This window comes from Actinacidiphila yeochonensis CN732 (assembly GCF_000745345.1).
GTDB classification, from domain to species: domain Bacteria; phylum Actinomycetota; class Actinomycetes; order Streptomycetales; family Streptomycetaceae; genus Actinacidiphila; species Actinacidiphila yeochonensis.
In genome coordinates this window covers 1,942,194-1,955,354 of record NZ_JQNR01000005.1, presented here as the reverse complement: position 1 = coordinate 1,955,354, position 13,161 = coordinate 1,942,194, and the positions used below count along the sequence as shown (strand labels likewise).

At 67.2% G+C, this 13,161-nt stretch carries 25 protein-coding genes; all 25 read right to left on the bottom strand.

Annotated features, from left to right (window positions below; genetic code table 11):
• Nucleotides 1-12: 12 nt before the first annotated feature.
• On the bottom strand, nt 13-639 hold the full coding sequence (gene rpsD, locus BS72_RS20285) for a 30S ribosomal protein S4 (protein ID WP_037912407.1): 627 nt from the start codon (nt 637-639) through the stop codon (nt 13-15).
• A 26-nt stretch (nt 640-665) separates the two neighbouring features.
• Nucleotides 666-1,070, bottom strand: a complete 405-nt coding sequence (gene rpsK, locus BS72_RS20280) for a 30S ribosomal protein S11 (protein WP_037912406.1) — start codon at nt 1,068-1,070, stop codon at nt 666-668.
• Nucleotides 1,071-1,138: 68 nt separating this feature from the next.
• Nucleotides 1,139-1,519 carry a 30S ribosomal protein S13 gene (gene rpsM, locus BS72_RS20275; RefSeq protein WP_037912404.1) on the bottom strand — a complete coding sequence of 127 codons (381 nt, stop codon included), beginning with the start codon at nt 1,517-1,519 and terminating at the stop codon, nt 1,139-1,141.
• A 190-nt stretch (nt 1,520-1,709) separates the two neighbouring features.
• Nucleotides 1,710-1,823 (bottom strand): 50S ribosomal protein L36, encoded by a 114-nt coding sequence (gene rpmJ, locus BS72_RS20270; protein ID WP_003956441.1) that lies wholly within the window; start codon nt 1,821-1,823, stop codon nt 1,710-1,712.
• Between the two features lie 28 nt (nt 1,824-1,851).
• Entirely contained in the window at nt 1,852-2,073 is a 222-nt protein-coding gene (gene infA / locus BS72_RS20265; RefSeq protein ID WP_003956442.1) for a translation initiation factor IF-1, read from the bottom strand.
• A gap of 239 nt (nt 2,074-2,312) precedes the next feature.
• Complete coding sequence (gene map, locus BS72_RS20260) at nt 2,313-3,149, bottom strand: type I methionyl aminopeptidase (protein ID WP_037916833.1); 837 nt, start codon at nt 3,147-3,149, stop codon at nt 2,313-2,315.
• Between the two features lie 123 nt (nt 3,150-3,272).
• Nucleotides 3,273-3,944 carry an adenylate kinase gene (locus BS72_RS20255; protein WP_037912402.1) on the bottom strand — a complete coding sequence of 224 codons (672 nt, stop codon included), beginning with the start codon at nt 3,942-3,944 and terminating at the stop codon, nt 3,273-3,275.
• Nucleotides 3,944-5,260: a preprotein translocase subunit SecY gene (gene secY / locus BS72_RS20250; RefSeq protein ID WP_037912399.1), complete on the bottom strand. Its 1,317-nt coding sequence runs from the start codon at nt 5,258-5,260 to the stop codon at nt 3,944-3,946. The genes BS72_RS20255 and secY overlap by 1 nt, the downstream gene beginning before the upstream one ends.
• Nucleotides 5,261-5,455: 195 nt before the next feature.
• The gene (gene rplO / locus BS72_RS20245) at nt 5,456-5,908 is read right to left on the bottom strand and encodes a 50S ribosomal protein L15 (protein WP_037912397.1); all 453 of its coding nucleotides are present in this window, start codon (nt 5,906-5,908) and stop codon (nt 5,456-5,458) included.
• 2 nt (nt 5,909-5,910) lie between these two features.
• Complete coding sequence (gene rpmD, locus BS72_RS20240) at nt 5,911-6,093, bottom strand: 50S ribosomal protein L30 (RefSeq protein WP_037912396.1); 183 nt, start codon at nt 6,091-6,093, stop codon at nt 5,911-5,913.
• Complete coding sequence (gene rpsE, locus BS72_RS20235) at nt 6,093-6,695, bottom strand: 30S ribosomal protein S5 (RefSeq protein ID WP_037912394.1); 603 nt, start codon at nt 6,693-6,695, stop codon at nt 6,093-6,095. Before rpsE ends, rpmD begins: the two co-directional genes overlap by 1 nt.
• A gap of 76 nt (nt 6,696-6,771) precedes the next feature.
• Entirely contained in the window at nt 6,772-7,155 is a 384-nt protein-coding gene (gene rplR / locus BS72_RS20230; protein WP_037912392.1) for a 50S ribosomal protein L18, read from the bottom strand.
• A gap of 2 nt (nt 7,156-7,157) precedes the next feature.
• Nucleotides 7,158-7,697, bottom strand: coding sequence for a 50S ribosomal protein L6 (gene rplF / locus BS72_RS20225; protein ID WP_037912390.1), 540 nt, complete (start codon nt 7,695-7,697; stop codon nt 7,158-7,160).
• Nucleotides 7,698-7,718: 21 nt separating this feature from the next.
• A complete protein-coding gene (rpsH, locus tag BS72_RS20220) occupies nt 7,719-8,117 on the bottom strand; it encodes a 30S ribosomal protein S8 (RefSeq protein WP_037912387.1) in 399 nt (132 codons plus the stop codon).
• Nucleotides 8,118-8,256: 139 nt separating this feature from the next.
• A complete protein-coding gene (locus BS72_RS20215; protein WP_030890724.1) occupies nt 8,257-8,442 on the bottom strand; it encodes a type Z 30S ribosomal protein S14 in 186 nt (61 codons plus the stop codon).
• 2 nt (nt 8,443-8,444) lie between these two features.
• Entirely contained in the window at nt 8,445-9,017 is a 573-nt protein-coding gene (gene rplE / locus BS72_RS20210) for a 50S ribosomal protein L5 (protein ID WP_037912384.1), read from the bottom strand.
• The gene (gene rplX, locus BS72_RS20205; protein WP_037912381.1) at nt 9,017-9,340 is read right to left on the bottom strand and encodes a 50S ribosomal protein L24; all 324 of its coding nucleotides are present in this window, start codon (nt 9,338-9,340) and stop codon (nt 9,017-9,019) included. The genes rplE and rplX overlap by 1 nt, the downstream gene beginning before the upstream one ends.
• 3 nt (nt 9,341-9,343) lie before the next feature.
• Nucleotides 9,344-9,712, bottom strand: a complete 369-nt coding sequence (gene rplN, locus BS72_RS20200; RefSeq protein WP_037912379.1) for a 50S ribosomal protein L14 — start codon at nt 9,710-9,712, stop codon at nt 9,344-9,346.
• A 132-nt stretch (nt 9,713-9,844) separates the two neighbouring features.
• Nucleotides 9,845-10,126, bottom strand: a complete 282-nt coding sequence (gene rpsQ, locus BS72_RS20195; protein WP_037912377.1) for a 30S ribosomal protein S17 — start codon at nt 10,124-10,126, stop codon at nt 9,845-9,847.
• Nucleotides 10,126-10,350, bottom strand: coding sequence for a 50S ribosomal protein L29 (gene rpmC / locus BS72_RS20190; RefSeq protein ID WP_037912375.1), 225 nt, complete (start codon nt 10,348-10,350; stop codon nt 10,126-10,128). Before rpmC ends, rpsQ begins: the two co-directional genes overlap by 1 nt.
• Complete coding sequence (rplP, locus tag BS72_RS20185; protein ID WP_037912374.1) at nt 10,350-10,769, bottom strand: 50S ribosomal protein L16; 420 nt, start codon at nt 10,767-10,769, stop codon at nt 10,350-10,352. The genes rpmC and rplP overlap by 1 nt, the downstream gene beginning before the upstream one ends.
• A gap of 6 nt (nt 10,770-10,775) precedes the next feature.
• Complete coding sequence (gene rpsC / locus BS72_RS20180) at nt 10,776-11,612, bottom strand: 30S ribosomal protein S3 (protein ID WP_037912373.1); 837 nt, start codon at nt 11,610-11,612, stop codon at nt 10,776-10,778.
• The gene (gene rplV / locus BS72_RS20175; RefSeq protein WP_037912371.1) at nt 11,612-11,959 is read right to left on the bottom strand and encodes a 50S ribosomal protein L22; all 348 of its coding nucleotides are present in this window, start codon (nt 11,957-11,959) and stop codon (nt 11,612-11,614) included. The genes rpsC and rplV overlap by 1 nt, the downstream gene beginning before the upstream one ends.
• 42 nt (nt 11,960-12,001) lie before the next feature.
• Nucleotides 12,002-12,283, bottom strand: a complete 282-nt coding sequence (gene rpsS / locus BS72_RS20170) for a 30S ribosomal protein S19 (protein WP_037912369.1) — start codon at nt 12,281-12,283, stop codon at nt 12,002-12,004.
• A gap of 13 nt (nt 12,284-12,296) precedes the next feature.
• Nucleotides 12,297-13,133: a 50S ribosomal protein L2 gene (gene rplB / locus BS72_RS20165; protein WP_037912368.1), complete on the bottom strand. Its 837-nt coding sequence runs from the start codon at nt 13,131-13,133 to the stop codon at nt 12,297-12,299.
• Nucleotides 13,134-13,161: the final 28 nt, after the last annotated feature.

The following is a 13,161-nucleotide window of genomic DNA, read 5'->3' as shown; positions in this document are numbered from 1 at the left end:
AGCCCCGGAGGGTTACTTCGAGTACAGCTCGACGATCAGCTGCTCCTGCACCTGGGTGTCGATCACCTGGCGCTCGGGCAGCGAGTGCACGAGGATGCGCAGCTTGCCGGCGTTCGCCTCCAGCCACGCGGGCACGGTCTTGTCGCCGGCCTCGCCCTGCGCCACCTGGAACGGGGTGAGGGCACGCGAGGACTCGCGGACCTCGACGATGTCGTTCACGGCGACACGGGCCGACGGGATGTCGGTCTTGCGGCCGTTGACGGTGATGTGGCCGTGACGGACCAGCTGACGGGCGTGGTCGCGGGACTTGGCGAAGCCGGCCCGGTACACCACGTTGTCGAGGCGGGTCTCAAGGATGCGCAGAAGGTTCTCACCGGTCTTGCCGGACTTCTGGTTCGCTTCCTTGTAGTAGTTCACGAACTGCTTCTCAAGGACACCGTAGATGCGCGCGCACTTCTGCTTCTCGCGCAGCTGGAGCAGGTACTCGCTGTCCTTGGTGCGCCCGCGCCCGTGCTCACCCGGGGGGTAAGGACGGATCTCGATCGGGCACTTAGCGCTCTCGCACTTGGCTCCCTTGAGGAAGAGCTTCTGCTTCTCCCGACGGCAACGCTTGCAGTCGGCCCCGGTGTAACGCGCCATTTGTCTCGTTCTCCTGTATCAGCTGGTCAGACGCGGCGGCGCTTCGGCGGGCGGCAGCCGTTGTGCGGGGTCGGGGTGACGTCCTGGATCGAACCGACCTCCAGGCCCGTGGCCTGGAGCGAGCGGATCGCGGTCTCCCGGCCGGAGCCGGGGCCCTTCACGAAGACGTCCACCTTGCGCATGCCGTGCTCCTGCGCGCGACGGGCAGCCGACTCGGCGGCCATCTGCGCGGCGAACGGAGTGGACTTGCGCGAGCCCTTGAAGCCGACGTGACCGGCGGAGGCCCAGGAGATCACGTTGCCCTGGGGGTCCGTGATCGAGACGATCGTGTTGTTGAACGTGCTCTTGATGTGGGCGTGCCCATGAGCGACGTTCTTCTTCTCCTTGCGGCGCACCTTCTTGGCTGCGCCCTGACGGCCCTTAGGAGGCATGTCCTGGTTTCTCCCGGTGGAGGTGGTCGGTCCTACAGCGAAGACCGCTTACGGATGTCCGCTGTGGACTACTTCTTGCCCGGCTTCTTCTTACCGGCGATGGCACGACGCGGGCCCTTGCGGGTACGGGCGTTGGTGTGCGTGCGCTGGCCGTGCACGGGCAGGTTGCGACGGTGCCGCAGACCCTGGTAGCAGCCGATCTCGATCTTGCGCCGGATGTCGGCCTGGATCTCACGGCGGAGGTCACCCTCGGTCGTGTAGTTCTCGTCGACCCACTTGCCGATCTTGACGAGGTCTTCCTCGGCGAGGTCGCGGACGCGGGTGTCGGGGCTGACCCCGGTGTTCTTCAGAATCTCCTGCGCGCGGGAGCGCCCGATACCGAAGACGTAGGTGAGGGCGATCTCCACGCGCTTCTCGCGCGGGAGGTCAACGCCTGAGAGGCGTGCCATTCTGCTGGCTCCTGATGGTGTCGGAGGTCTTCCGCAGTCCCGGTTCCCGTCCGCCGTACCAGGTACGAACCGGGTCCCCGGCCTCCACCGGGGGTGTCACCCCCCTGCGACCGGGGTCGCGGCAGGGGATGGGGACTGCGTATGTACATATGCGCGTCGCGCGAAGCTCTGCGGGTACGAGGGGTCGGCGTCAGCCCTGGCGCTGCTTGTGGCGCAGGTTGTCGCAGATGACCATGACCCGGCCGTGACGGCGGATCACCTTGCACTTGTCGCAGATCTTCTTGACGCTCGGCTTGACCTTCATGGACTTAAGGTTCTCCGGGTCGTGAGATCTACTTGTATCGGTAGACGATCCGTCCGCGCGTCAGGTCGTACGGAGAGAGCTCCACGACGACCCGGTCATCCGGGAGGATCCGGATGTAGTGCATCCGCATCTTGCCGCTGATGTGCGCGAGGACCTTGTGACCGTTCTGAAGTTCCACCTTGAACATCGCGTTCGGCAGAGACTCGATCACGGTGCCCTCGATCTCGATGGCGCCTTGCTTTTTGGCCATGTCCTGCTTTCGGGATCGGCTACCAGGCTCGGCTCCGGACATGCCGGAAGACACGTGGGGCCGACGTTTGAGTCTACGCTACGCCTCGCCGAAAGACGAATCAGGGAGTATGCCCAGCCGTCGCACCCGTGAACCCTCGCCCGGGGGTGACCCTGCGCGCCGGTACCGATCCGGTCCGCGACCGTCGACGGCCGCCCCCGGAGAGCGAGGCACCAGGGGTGGCCGACGAGGAGCCGTACTTACGCGAGCGGGTCCGGCGCCGCCGTGACGCCCATCTCGGCGAGCTTCGCGCGGCCGCCGTCGGGGGCGGTCAGGACGAGGGGGCCCTGCTCGGTGAGGGCGACGGTGTGCTCCCAGTGCGCGGACCAGGAGCCGTCGTCGGACTTGACCGTCCACTCGTCCTCAAGGACGTGGGTGTGCGGGGTGCCCAGGGTCACCATCGGCTCGATGGCCAGGCACAGCCCCGGCACCAGCTTGACGCCGCGGCCGCGCTTCTTGGTGACGTAGTTCAGCAGGTGCGGGTCCATGTGCATGGCGGTGCCGATGCCGTGGCCGCCGTAGCCCTCGACGATGCCGTACTTCCCGGCGGCCGGACGGGGCTGGCGGCGGATGTAGGACTCGATGGCCTGCGAGATGTCGTCCAGCCGGCTGCCCTTGCGGAACGCGGCGATGCCGGCCCACATGGACTCCTCGGTGACCCGGCTGAGCTCGGCCAGCTCCGGGTCGTGCCCGGTGCCGACCAGGGTGGTGTAGGCGGCGTCGCCGTGCCAGCCGTCGACGATGGCCCCGCAGTCGACGGCGATGATGTCGCCGTCCTTGAGGATCGTCTGCCGGTCGGGGATGCCGTGCACGACCACGTCGTTCACCGAGGTGCAGATGCTGGCGGGGAAGCCGCCGTAGCCGAGGAAGTTCGGCTTGGCCCCGTGGTCGGCGATCACCTTCGCGGCGACCTCGTCGAGGTCCTTCGTGCTGGCACCCGGCACCGCGGCGGCCCGGGTCGCCTCGTGGATGGCGGCGACCACCAGCCCGGCCCTGCGCATCGTGGCGATCTGCTCGGGGGTCTTGATCTCCAGCATCACGGCTGACGCCCTTCCTGCCTGCTGTCCTTGCTGCAACCATACGGCCGTGGCGCCCACCGGGGCGCCACGGCCGTATCGGGAACCTGTCCCGCGTTTACGCTCTGGGTCCTGCCGCGCGCGCTACGCGCTGCGCCGCTGCTCGCCGCCGGCCCGCAGGGCCGTCATGGCGCGCTCGGTGACCTCGGCCACCGCGCCGAGCGCGGAGATCGTGACCACCAGGCCCTGCTGCTTGTAGTAGTCGATGATCGGCTCGGTCTCACGGTGGTAGACCTCAAGCCGGTTGCGCACCTTGTCCGGAGCGTCGTCGTCACGGCGGTAGAGCTCGCCGCCGCACTCGTCGCAGACGTCCTCGACGGCCGGCTTCTTGTAGTCGACGTGGAAGACGTGCGCGCTGTCGTTGCGGCACACCCGGCGGCCCGCGATGCGCTTGACCACCTCGTCCTCGGGGACCTCCAGGTCGAGCACGCCGTCCAGACCGATGCCGTGCCCCGCCAGGTACACGTCCAGCGCGCGGGCCTGGGCCTCGTTGCGCGGGAAGCCGTCGAGCAGGAACCCGTTGGCCGCGTCCGCCTGCTCCAGCCGGTCCTCGGCCATCCCGATGGTGACCTCGTCGGGCACCAGGTTCCCGGCGTCCATGTACGCCTTGGCCTGCTTGCCCAGCTCGGTGCCCTGGCTGATGTTGGCGCGGAACAGGTCGCCCGTGGAGATGTGCGGGATCGAGAGGTTCTTGGCGAGGAACGCGGCCTGCGTCCCCTTGCCTGCGCCCGGCGGGCCGACCAGGACGATTCGCATCAGCGGAGGAACCCTTCGTAATTACGCTGCTGGAGCTGGCTCTCGATCTGCTTCACGGTCTCCAGACCCACACCGACGATGATGAGGATGCTGGTACCGCCCAGCGGGAAGTTGCCGTTGCTCCCGTTGAAGATCGCGATCGCGACCGTCGGCACGAGGGCGATGAGACCCAGGTACAGCGAACCCGGCCACGTGATGCGGTTGAGCACGTAACTCAGGTACTCAGCGGTGGGGCGACCAGCCCGGATACCCGGGATGAACCCACCATACTTCTTCATGTTGTCGGAGACTTCCTCGGGGTTGAAGGAGATCGCGACGTAGAAGAAGGCGAAGAAGACGATCAGCAGGAAGTACGCCGCCATGTAGGCGGGGTGGTCGCCCTTGGTGAAGTTGCGGCTGATCCACTGCGCCCAGCCGGCCGTCGACCCGGAGAACTGGACGACCAGCGCCGGGATGTAGAGCAGCGACGAGGCGAAGATGACCGGGATGACACCGGCCTGGTTCACCTTGAGCGGGATGTACGTCGAGGTGCCGCCGTAGGAGCGGCGGCCGATCATCCGCTTCGCGTACTGGACCGGGATGCGGCGCTGCGCCTGCTCGACGAAGACCACCAGGCCGACCATCGCCAGGCCGATGGCGATGACCGCCAGGAACTCGACCCAGCCGCCCGCGATGTGGCCGGCGACCTTGATGCCCCACAGGGAGCCGGGGAAGCCGGCCGCGATGGAGACGAACATCAGGATCGACATGCCGTTGCCGATACCGCGGTCGGTGATGAGCTCACCGAGCCACATGATCATCACGGTGCCGGCCGTCATGCAGGTGACCATGGTGACCGTGGTGAAGATCGACTGGTTCGGGACGATGTCGTTGCCCTGGGTACAGGTCGAGAAGAGGTTGCCGGAGCGGGCCGTCGCCACCAGGCCGGTGCCCTGGAGCACCGCCAGGGCCACGGTGAGGTACCGCGTGTACTGCGTGATCTTGGTGGTGCCCGCCTGGCCCTCCTTCTTCAGGGCTTCCAGACGCGGGATCACCACCGTCAGCAGCTGGAGGATGATGCTCGCCGTGATGTACGGCATGATCCCCAGCGCGAAGATCGTCAGCTGGAGGAGCGCGCCGCCACTGAACATGTTGACCAGGCCGAAGAGGCTGTTGTTGCCCTTCGTCTGCTGGACACACGCGTTGACGACACTGAAGTCGATTCCGGGCACCGGTACGTGCGCGCCCAGCCGGTAGACCACCACGATACTGAGCGTGAACAGCAGCTTCTTGCGCAGGTCGGGCGTCCTGAACGCCCGGGCGAACGCGGTGAGCACGGTGCCTCCTGCACCCCCCGCGCCACGGCGGAAGGACGGTCACGTTTGAAGATCTGACGGATACGGGCCCGAGTCACCTTACCGGCGTGGCGGCCCCGGTAGGAATGACCCATCGCCCAGTGATAATTCACAGAAACGAACGACCGGGAACGCCCAGGAGTTTCTGGGCGCCCCCGGTCGGGTGGTGCAACGGGCTCAGACGAGCTCGGTGACGGTACCGCCGGCGGCGGTGATCTTCTCGCGGGCGGAGCCGGAGACCGCGTCAACGGTCACCTGCAGCGCCACCGAGACCTCGCCGGTGCCGAGCACCTTGACGAGCTGGTTCTTCCGCACGGCGCCCTTGGCGACCAGGTCGGCCACGGTCACCTCGCCACCCTCGGGGTAGAGGGCCGCGATCTTGTCCAGGTTCACGACCTGGTACTCGGTGCGGAAGGGGTTCTTGAAGCCCTTGAGCTTGGGCAGCCGCATGTGCAGCGGCATCTGCCCACCCTCGAAGCGCTCCGGAACCTGGTACCGGGCCTTGGTGCCCTTCGTACCACGACCGGCCGTCTTGCCCTTCGACGCCTCACCACGACCAACACGGGTCTTGGCGGTCTTGGCGCCGGGGGCCGGACGGAGGTTGTGGACCTTGATCGGGTTGTCGCCCATGATCAGTCGACCTCCTCAACCGTGACGAGGTGGCGGACGGTGTGGACCATGCCGCGGATCTCCGGGCGGTCCTCCTTGACCACGACGTCGTTCAGCCGCTTCAGGCCGAGCGAACGCAGGGTGTCACGGTGGTTCTGCTTGCTGCCGATGTAGGACTTGGTCTGCGTGACCTTGAGACGCGCCATCACACACCAACCCCGGCCCGGGCGCGCAGCAGCGCGGCGGGCGCCACGTCCTCGATCGGCAGGCCACGGCGGGCGGCGATCTCCTCGGGGCGCTGAAGCCCCTGGAGCGCGGCCACGGTGGCGTGCACGATGTTGATCGCGTTGTCCGAGCCGAGGCTCTTGGACAGCACGTCGTGGATGCCCGCGCACTCCAGCACGGCACGCACCGGGCCACCGGCGATAACACCGGTACCGGGCGAAGCCGGCTTGAGCAGCACGACGCCCGCGGCCTTCTCACCCTGGATCGGGTGCGGGATGGTGCCCTGGATACGGGGGACCTTGAAGAAGTGCTTCTTGGCCTCCTCAACACCCTTGGCGATGGCGGCCGGCACCTCCTTGGCCTTGCCGTAGCCGACACCGACGGTGCCGTCGCCGTCGCCCACCACGACCAGCGCGGTGAAGCTGAAGCGGCGGCCACCCTTGACAACCTTGGCGACGCGGTTGATCGCGACGACCCGCTCGACGTAGGCGGTCTTCTCGGCCTGCTGGCCGCCGTCCCGCCGGTCCTTGCGGTCCCGTCGCTCGCCACCGGCACCGCTTCCGCGGCGCTGGGGTCCAGCCATTGGAATTACCTCTCCCTGTTGAACGCGTTTTCCGCTAGCTACGCAGCGGCGTCAAGCCGCTGCTGCGACGGGCGGCTCAGAACTTCAGGCCGGCCTCACGGGCGGCGTCCGCCAGGGCGGCGATGCGCCCCGCGTACTGGTTGCCGCCGCGGTCGAACACGACGGCCTCCACGCCCTTGGCCTTGGCGCGCTCGGCCACGAGCTGGCCGACCTGCTTCGCCTTGGTGCTCTTGTCGCCGTCGGTGCCGCGGATGGACGCGTCGAGGGTCGACGCCGACGCGAGCGTGTGGCCCGCGAGGTCGTCGATGACCTGCGCAACGATGCCGCGGTTGGACCGCGTGACGACCAGGCGCGGACGCTCGGCCGTACCGTTGACGCGCTTGCGCACGCGGATGTGACGGCGCTTGAGCGCCGCACCCTTGTACGCAGAGCCCTTGGCGATCTTGACTCCGTATGCCATGGCTACTTACCAGCCTTTCCGACCTTGCGGCGGACGACCTCGCCGGCGTACTTGACGCCCTTGGCCTTGTACGGGTCGGGCTTCCGCAGCTTGCGGATGTTGGCCGCGACCTCGCCGACCTTCTGCTTGTCGATGCCCTCGACCGAGAACTTGGTCGGGGACTCGACCTTGAAGGAGATGCCCTCGGGCGCCTCCACGAGGATCGGGTGGCTGTAGCCCAGCGCGAACTCCAGGTTGGAGCCCTTCGCGGTGACTCGGTAGCCGACACCGCTGATTTCCAGCGCCTTGCTGTACCCCGCGGTCACGCCGGTGATCATGTTCGCCACCAGCGTGCGGGACAGGCCGTGCAGGGCCTTCGATTCACGCTCGTCGTTCGGGCGGGTCACCACGAGGGTGCCGTCCTCGCCCTTGGCGATGTCGATCGGCGCGGCAACGGTGTGGGTGAGGGCGCCCTTGGGGCCCTTCACCGCGACCGTCCGGCCGTCGATGGTGACGTCCACACCGGCGGGAACCGAGATGGGCAGCTTGCCGATTCGCGACATTGCTCTACCTCTCTTTCCCGGTTACCAGACGTAGGCGAGGACTTCCCCACCCACGCCCTTCTTCTGCGCCTGCTGGCCCGTGAGCAGCCCGTGGGACGTGGAGATGATCGCCACGCCCAGGCCGCCGAGCACCTTCGGCAGGTTGGTGGACTTTGCGTAGACCCGCAGGCCCGGCTTGCTGATGCGCTTGATGCCAGCGATCGAGCGCTCGCGGTTCGGGCCGAACTTCAGCTCGAGGATGAGGTTCTTGCCGACCTCGGCGTCCTCGACCTTCCAGCCGGTGATGTAGCCCTCCTGCTGGAGGATCTCCGCGATGTGCGACTTGATCTTGCTGAACGGCATCTGCACGTCGTCGTGGTAAGCCGAGTTCGCGTTGCGCAGACGGGTGAGCATGTCTGCGATCGGGTCAGTCATGGTCATGTGGTGGCCCTAGGCCTCTCTCGCCGCGGTTTCCTGTCTGCTCCGTCCCTCTCCCCCGGCGCTGAGCCGGGGGCGGGTGTGGTGCGGGGACCTACGGCGTAGTAGTTCGGTCCTGTTAGGTGGACCGTCGGTAGACGGTCTACCAGGAGCTCTTGGTCACGCCCGGCAGCTCGCCGCGGTGCGCCATCTCACGGAGGCACACACGGCACAGGCCGAACTTGCGGTACACGGAGTGCGGCCGGCCGCAACGCTGGCAGCGGTTGTACGCGCGCACAGCGAACTTGGGCTTGCGGGCCGCCTTGGCGATCAGCGCCTTCTTCGCCACGGTCAGTTCTCCTTGAACGGGAAGCCGAGGTGACGCAGCAGGGCACGACCCTCGTCGTCGTTGGTCGCCGAGGTGACCACGGTGATGTCCATGCCCCGGACGCGGTCGATCTTGTCCTGGTCGATCTCGTGGAACATGACCTGCTCGGTGAGACCGAAGGTGTAGTTGCCACGGCCGTCGAACTGCTTCGGGGACAGCCCGCGGAAGTCGCGGATACGCGGCAGCGCCAGCGACAGCAGCCGGTCCAGGAACTCCCACATGCGGTCGCCGCGCAGCGTCACGTGGGCGCCGATCGGCTGGCCCTCACGCAGCTTGAACTGCGCGATGGACTTGCGGGCCTTGGTGACCTGCGGCTTCTGGCCGGTGATCGTGGCGAGGTCGCGGATGGCGCCCTCGATCAGCTTGGAGTCGCGGGCGGCGTCGCCCACACCCATGTTGACCACGATCTTGGTCAGGCCGGGGGTCTGCATGACGTTCTCGTACTTGAACTCGTCACGCATCTTGCCGGCGATCTCGTCGCGGTAGCGCGTCTTCAGACGCGGGGCGACGCGAGTGGTTTCGGCAGCGGTGCTCATCAGATGTCCTCACCGGTCCGCTTGGCAACACGGATCTTGTTGCCGTTGTCGTCGAAGCGGTAGCCGACCCGGGTCACGACCTTCTTGCCGTCCTTCTCCACAACCAGCTGAACGTTGCTGACGTGGATGGGGGCCTCGGTGGTGATGATGCCGCCGGTCTTCGAACCGCGGTCGGTCTGGCCGGCCTTGGTGTGCTTCTTGACCCGGTTGACACCCTCGACCAGGACGCGGTCCTCGCGGGGGAAGGCCACGATGACCTTGCCCTGCTTGCCCTTGTCCTTGCCGGTGATGACCTGGACCAGGTCGCCCTTCTTGATCTTCATCGGTTACAGCACCTCCGGCGCGAGCGAGACGATCTTCATGAACCTCTTCTCGCGCAGCTCACGGCCGACAGGGCCGAAGATGCGGGTGCCGCGGGGGTCACCGTCGTTCTTGAGGATGACCGCGGCGTTCTCGTCGAAGCGGATGTACGAGCCGTCGGCACGGCGGCGCTCCTTGACGGTGCGCACGACGACGGCCTTGACGACCTCGCCCTTCTTCACGTTGCCACCGGGGATCGCGTCCTTGACGGTGGCGACGATGACGTCACCGATGCCCGCGTAGCGGCGACCCGAGCCACCGAGAACACGGATGCAAAGGATCTCCTTGGCACCAGTGTTGTCGGCGACACGCAGTCGCGACTCCTGCTGGATCACGTCTTTCTCCTGTTTGTCTGCCGGTTCCCGGCGGGGCCGCGCACCTGGGGTGCGCGGCCCCGCCGAGCCTGGCGGAACCGACCTGCGGGTGAGTCCCCGCAGGAATGACCAACCTCGGATGAGGGCCTGGTGTTACTTGGCCTTCTCGAGGATCTCGACGACGCGCCAGCGCTTCGTCGCGGACAGCGGCCGGGTCTCCATCAGGAGGACGCGGTCACCGATCCCGGCGGCGTTCTGCTCGTCGTGCGCCTTGAGCTTGTTGGTGCGGCGGATGACCTTGCCGTAGAGGGCGTGCTTGACGCGGTCCTCGACGGCAACCACCACGGTCTTGTCCATCTTGTCGCTGACGACCAGACCCTCACGGGTCTTCCGGAAGCCGCGGCTCTCAGTCTCAGTCACATTCTTCTCGCTCATCAGGCGCTCTCCACCGTCTCAATACCGAGCTCGCGCTCTCGCATGAGGGTGTAGATCCGGGCGATGTCCTTACGGACGGTCTTGAGCCGGGAGTTGTTCTCCAGCTGACCGGTGGCCGCCTGGAAGCGGAGGTTGAACAGCTCCTCCTTGGCCTCGCGCAGCTTGTCGACGAGCTCCTCGTCACCCAGCTGGCGCAGATCGGAAGCCTTGGTACCGGCCGCCATCACGACTCACCTGCCTCGCGCCGCACGATGCGGCACTTCATCGGAAGCTTGTGCGCGGCGCGGGTGAGCGCCTCACGCGCAGTCTTCTCGTTCGGGAAGGACAGCTCGAACATCACCCGACCGGGCTTGACGTTCGCGACCCACCACTCCGGAGAACCCTTACCGGAACCCATGCGGGTCTCGGCGGGCTTCTTGGTCAGCGGGCGGTCCGGGTAGATGTTGATCCAGACCTTGCCGCCACGCTTGATGTGCCGGGTGATGGAGATACGAGCGGACTCGATCTGCCGGTTGGTCACATACGCCGGGGTGACGGCCTGGAGGCCGTACTCACCGAACGCCAGCTCGGTGCCGCCCTTGGCCATGCCACGCCGCGTGGGGTGGTGCTGCTTGCGGTGCTTGACCCTGCGGGGGATCAGCATGGTAGATCAGCCTTCCGTTCCGGGGGTCTCAGCCGCAGCCGGGGCCTCAGGAGCGGTGGTCGCCTCGGCCTTGGGGGCCTCGCTCTGCGGGCGACGGCCACCACGGCCACCGCGCTCACCGCGCTCGCCACCGCGGCGCTGCGGACGCTCGTTGCCGCCACCACGGGCCGGGCGGTTGCCCGCACGCGCGGCGGCGTTGTCGGCGCGGACCTCGGCGATGTTCTTGACGTCGCCCTTGTAGATCCACACCTTCACACCGATGCGGCCGAAGGTGGTCTTGGCCTCGAAGAAGCCGTAGTCCACGTTCGCGCGCAGGGTGTGCAGCGGAACCCGGCCCTCGCGGTAGAACTCGGAGCGGGACATCTCGGCGCCGCCGAGACGGCCGCCGCACTGGATCTTGATGCCCTTGGCGCCGGCCTTCAGCGTGCCCTGCATGCTCTTGCGCATGGCACGACGGAAGGAGACACGGGAGGACAGCTGCTCGGCGACCGCCTGGGCCACGAGCTGCGCGTCCATCTCCGGGTTCTTGACCTCGAGGATGTTCAGCTGGACCTGCTTGCCGGTCAGCTTCTCCAGGTCACCGCGGATGCGGTCGGCCTCCGCGCCGCGACGGCCGATGACGATGCCCGGCCGGGCGGTGTGGATGTCGACGCGGACGCGGTCACGGGTGCGCTCGATCTCCACCTTGGAGATGCCGGCCCGCTCCATGCCCTGCGTCATCATCCGGCGGATGGCGACGTCTTCCTTGACGTAGTCCTTGTACAGCTTGTCGGCGTACCAGCGGGACTTGAAGTCCGTGGTCACGCCCAGCCGGAACCCGTAAGGGTTAACCTTCTGGCCCATTACCGGGTCTCCTCCTTGCTGGCGACGACCACGGTGATGTGGCTGGTCCGCTTACGGATGCGGTAGGCACGACCCTGGGCGCGCGGCCGGAACCGCTTCAGGGTCGGACCCTCGTCCACGTACGCCTCGCTGATGAACAGCGAGTTGGCGTCGGTGTGGTCGTAGTTGTGCGCGGCGTTGGCGATGGCGCTGTCAAGCACCTTACCCACCGGTTCGCTCGCGGCCTGCGGCGTGAATCGCAGGACCGCCTGAGCCTCCGTGGCGTCAAGGCCACGGATGAGGTCCACCACGCGGCGGGCCTTCATGGGCGTGACGCGGATGTACCGCGCCTGGGCCCTGGCTTCCATGGTTGTCCCTTCGGTGTCTGAAATGGTCTGGCGTTCCGCTGATCAGCGACGACGCGACTTGCGGTCGTCCTTCTCGTGGCCGCGGAAGGTGCGGGTCGGCGCGAACTCGCCGAGCTTGTGGCCGACCATCGACTCAGTGACAAACACCGGGACGTGCTTGCGGCCGTCATGCACCGCGATCGTGTGGCCGAGCATGGCCGGGACGATCATGGAGCGGCGGGACCAGGTCTTGATGACGTTCTTGGAACCGGCTTCGTTCTGCGTGTCCACCTTCTTGATCAGGTGGTCGTCGACGAAGGGCCCCTTCTTGAGACTGCGCGGCATCTTTAACCGGCTCCTAGCGCTTCTTGTTCGTCTTGCGGCGGCGGACGATGTACTTGTTGCTCGCCTTCTTGGGAGAACGAGTACGGCCCTCCTTCTGACCCCACGGCGAGACGGGGTGGCGGCCACCGGAGGTCTTACCCTCACCACCACCGTGCGGGTGGTCGACCGGGTTCATCGCGACACCGCGGACGGTCGGGCGGACGCCCTTCCAGCGCATACGGCCGGCCTTGCCCCAGTTGATGTTCGACTGCTCGGCGTTGCCGACCTCACCGATGGTGGCGCGGCAGCGGACGTCGACCATCCGGACCTCGCCGGACGGCATGCGAAGGGTGGCCATGGAGCCTTCCTTCGCCAGCAGCTGCACCGAGGCGCCCGCGGAGCGGGAGATCTTGGCGCCGCCACCGGGCCGCAGCTCGATCGCGTGGATCGTGGTACCGACCGGGATGTTGCGCAGCGGCAGGTTGTTGCCCGGCTTGATGTCGGCGTTGGCGCCGTTCTCGATCCGGTCACCCTGCTTCAGCTTCGCGGGGGCGAGGATGTAGCGCTTCTCGCCGTCCGCGTAGTGCAGCAGCGCGATGCGCGCGGTGCGGTTGGGGTCGTACTCGATGTGCGCGACCTTCGCCGGCACGCCGTCCTTGTCGTGCCGCCGGAAGTCGATCACCCGGTAGGCGCGCTTGTGGCCGCCACCCTGGTGGCGAACGGTCACACGGCCGGCGTTGTTGCGGCCGCCCTTGCTGTGCAGCGGGCGGACCAGCGACTTCTCCGGCGTGGACCGCGTGATCTCGACGAAGTCGGCGACGCTGGCGCCACGACGGCCCGGTGTCGTCGGCTTGTACTTGCGGATACCCATTTCTCAGTCCTCGGAAAGTTTCCGGACT

What these genes read in the sequence shown, in the direction of transcription:
- infA (WP_003956442.1), bottom strand. Translation starts at nt 2,073, where the DNA reads ATGGCCAAAAAGCAAGGCGCCATCGAGATCGAGGGCACCGTGATCGAG.
- rpmC (WP_037912375.1), bottom strand. Translation starts at nt 10,350, where the DNA reads ATGGCGGCCGGTACCAAGGCTTCCGATCTGCGCCAGCTGGGTGACGAG.
- rplP (WP_037912374.1), bottom strand. Translation starts at nt 10,769, where the DNA reads ATGCTGATCCCCCGCAGGGTCAAGCACCGCAAGCAGCACCACCCCACG.
- rpsQ (WP_037912377.1), bottom strand. Translation starts at nt 10,126, where the DNA reads ATGAGCGAGAAGAATGTGACTGAGACTGAGAGCCGCGGCTTCCGGAAG.
- rplR (WP_037912392.1), bottom strand. Translation starts at nt 7,155, where the DNA reads ATGGCATACGGAGTCAAGATCGCCAAGGGCTCTGCGTACAAGGGTGCG.
- rpsC (WP_037912373.1), bottom strand. Translation starts at nt 11,612, where the DNA reads ATGGGCCAGAAGGTTAACCCTTACGGGTTCCGGCTGGGCGTGACCACG.
- BS72_RS20255 (WP_037912402.1), bottom strand. Translation starts at nt 3,944, where the DNA reads ATGCGAATCGTCCTGGTCGGCCCGCCGGGCGCAGGCAAGGGGACGCAG.
- rpsK (WP_037912406.1), bottom strand. Translation starts at nt 1,070, where the DNA reads ATGCCTCCTAAGGGCCGTCAGGGCGCAGCCAAGAAGGTGCGCCGCAAG.
- rplV (WP_037912371.1), bottom strand. Translation starts at nt 11,959, where the DNA reads ATGGAAGCCAGGGCCCAGGCGCGGTACATCCGCGTCACGCCCATGAAG.
- rpsM (WP_037912404.1), bottom strand. Translation starts at nt 1,519, where the DNA reads ATGGCACGCCTCTCAGGCGTTGACCTCCCGCGCGAGAAGCGCGTGGAG.
- rpsD (WP_037912407.1), bottom strand. Translation starts at nt 639, where the DNA reads ATGGCGCGTTACACCGGGGCCGACTGCAAGCGTTGCCGTCGGGAGAAG.
- rplE (WP_037912384.1), bottom strand. Translation starts at nt 9,017, where the DNA reads ATGAGCACCGCTGCCGAAACCACTCGCGTCGCCCCGCGTCTGAAGACG.
- rplX (WP_037912381.1), bottom strand. Translation starts at nt 9,340, where the DNA reads ATGAAGATCAAGAAGGGCGACCTGGTCCAGGTCATCACCGGCAAGGAC.
- rplF (WP_037912390.1), bottom strand. Translation starts at nt 7,697, where the DNA reads ATGTCGCGAATCGGCAAGCTGCCCATCTCGGTTCCCGCCGGTGTGGAC.
- rpmD (WP_037912396.1), bottom strand. Translation starts at nt 6,093, where the DNA reads ATGGCGCGTCTCAAGGTCACGCAGACCAAGTCCTACATCGGCAGCAAG.
- rpsH (WP_037912387.1), bottom strand. Translation starts at nt 8,117, where the DNA reads ATGACCATGACTGACCCGATCGCAGACATGCTCACCCGTCTGCGCAAC.
- rpmJ (WP_003956441.1), bottom strand. Translation starts at nt 1,823, where the DNA reads ATGAAGGTCAAGCCGAGCGTCAAGAAGATCTGCGACAAGTGCAAGGTG.
- rpsE (WP_037912394.1), bottom strand. Translation starts at nt 6,695, where the DNA reads ATGGCTGGACCCCAGCGCCGCGGAAGCGGTGCCGGTGGCGAGCGACGG.
- rplB (WP_037912368.1), bottom strand. Translation starts at nt 13,133, where the DNA reads ATGGGTATCCGCAAGTACAAGCCGACGACACCGGGCCGTCGTGGCGCC.
- rplO (WP_037912397.1), bottom strand. Translation starts at nt 5,908, where the DNA reads ATGGGCGACAACCCGATCAAGGTCCACAACCTCCGTCCGGCCCCCGGC.
- map (WP_037916833.1), bottom strand. Translation starts at nt 3,149, where the DNA reads ATGCTGGAGATCAAGACCCCCGAGCAGATCGCCACGATGCGCAGGGCC.
- rpsS (WP_037912369.1), bottom strand. Translation starts at nt 12,283, where the DNA reads ATGCCGCGCAGTCTCAAGAAGGGGCCCTTCGTCGACGACCACCTGATC.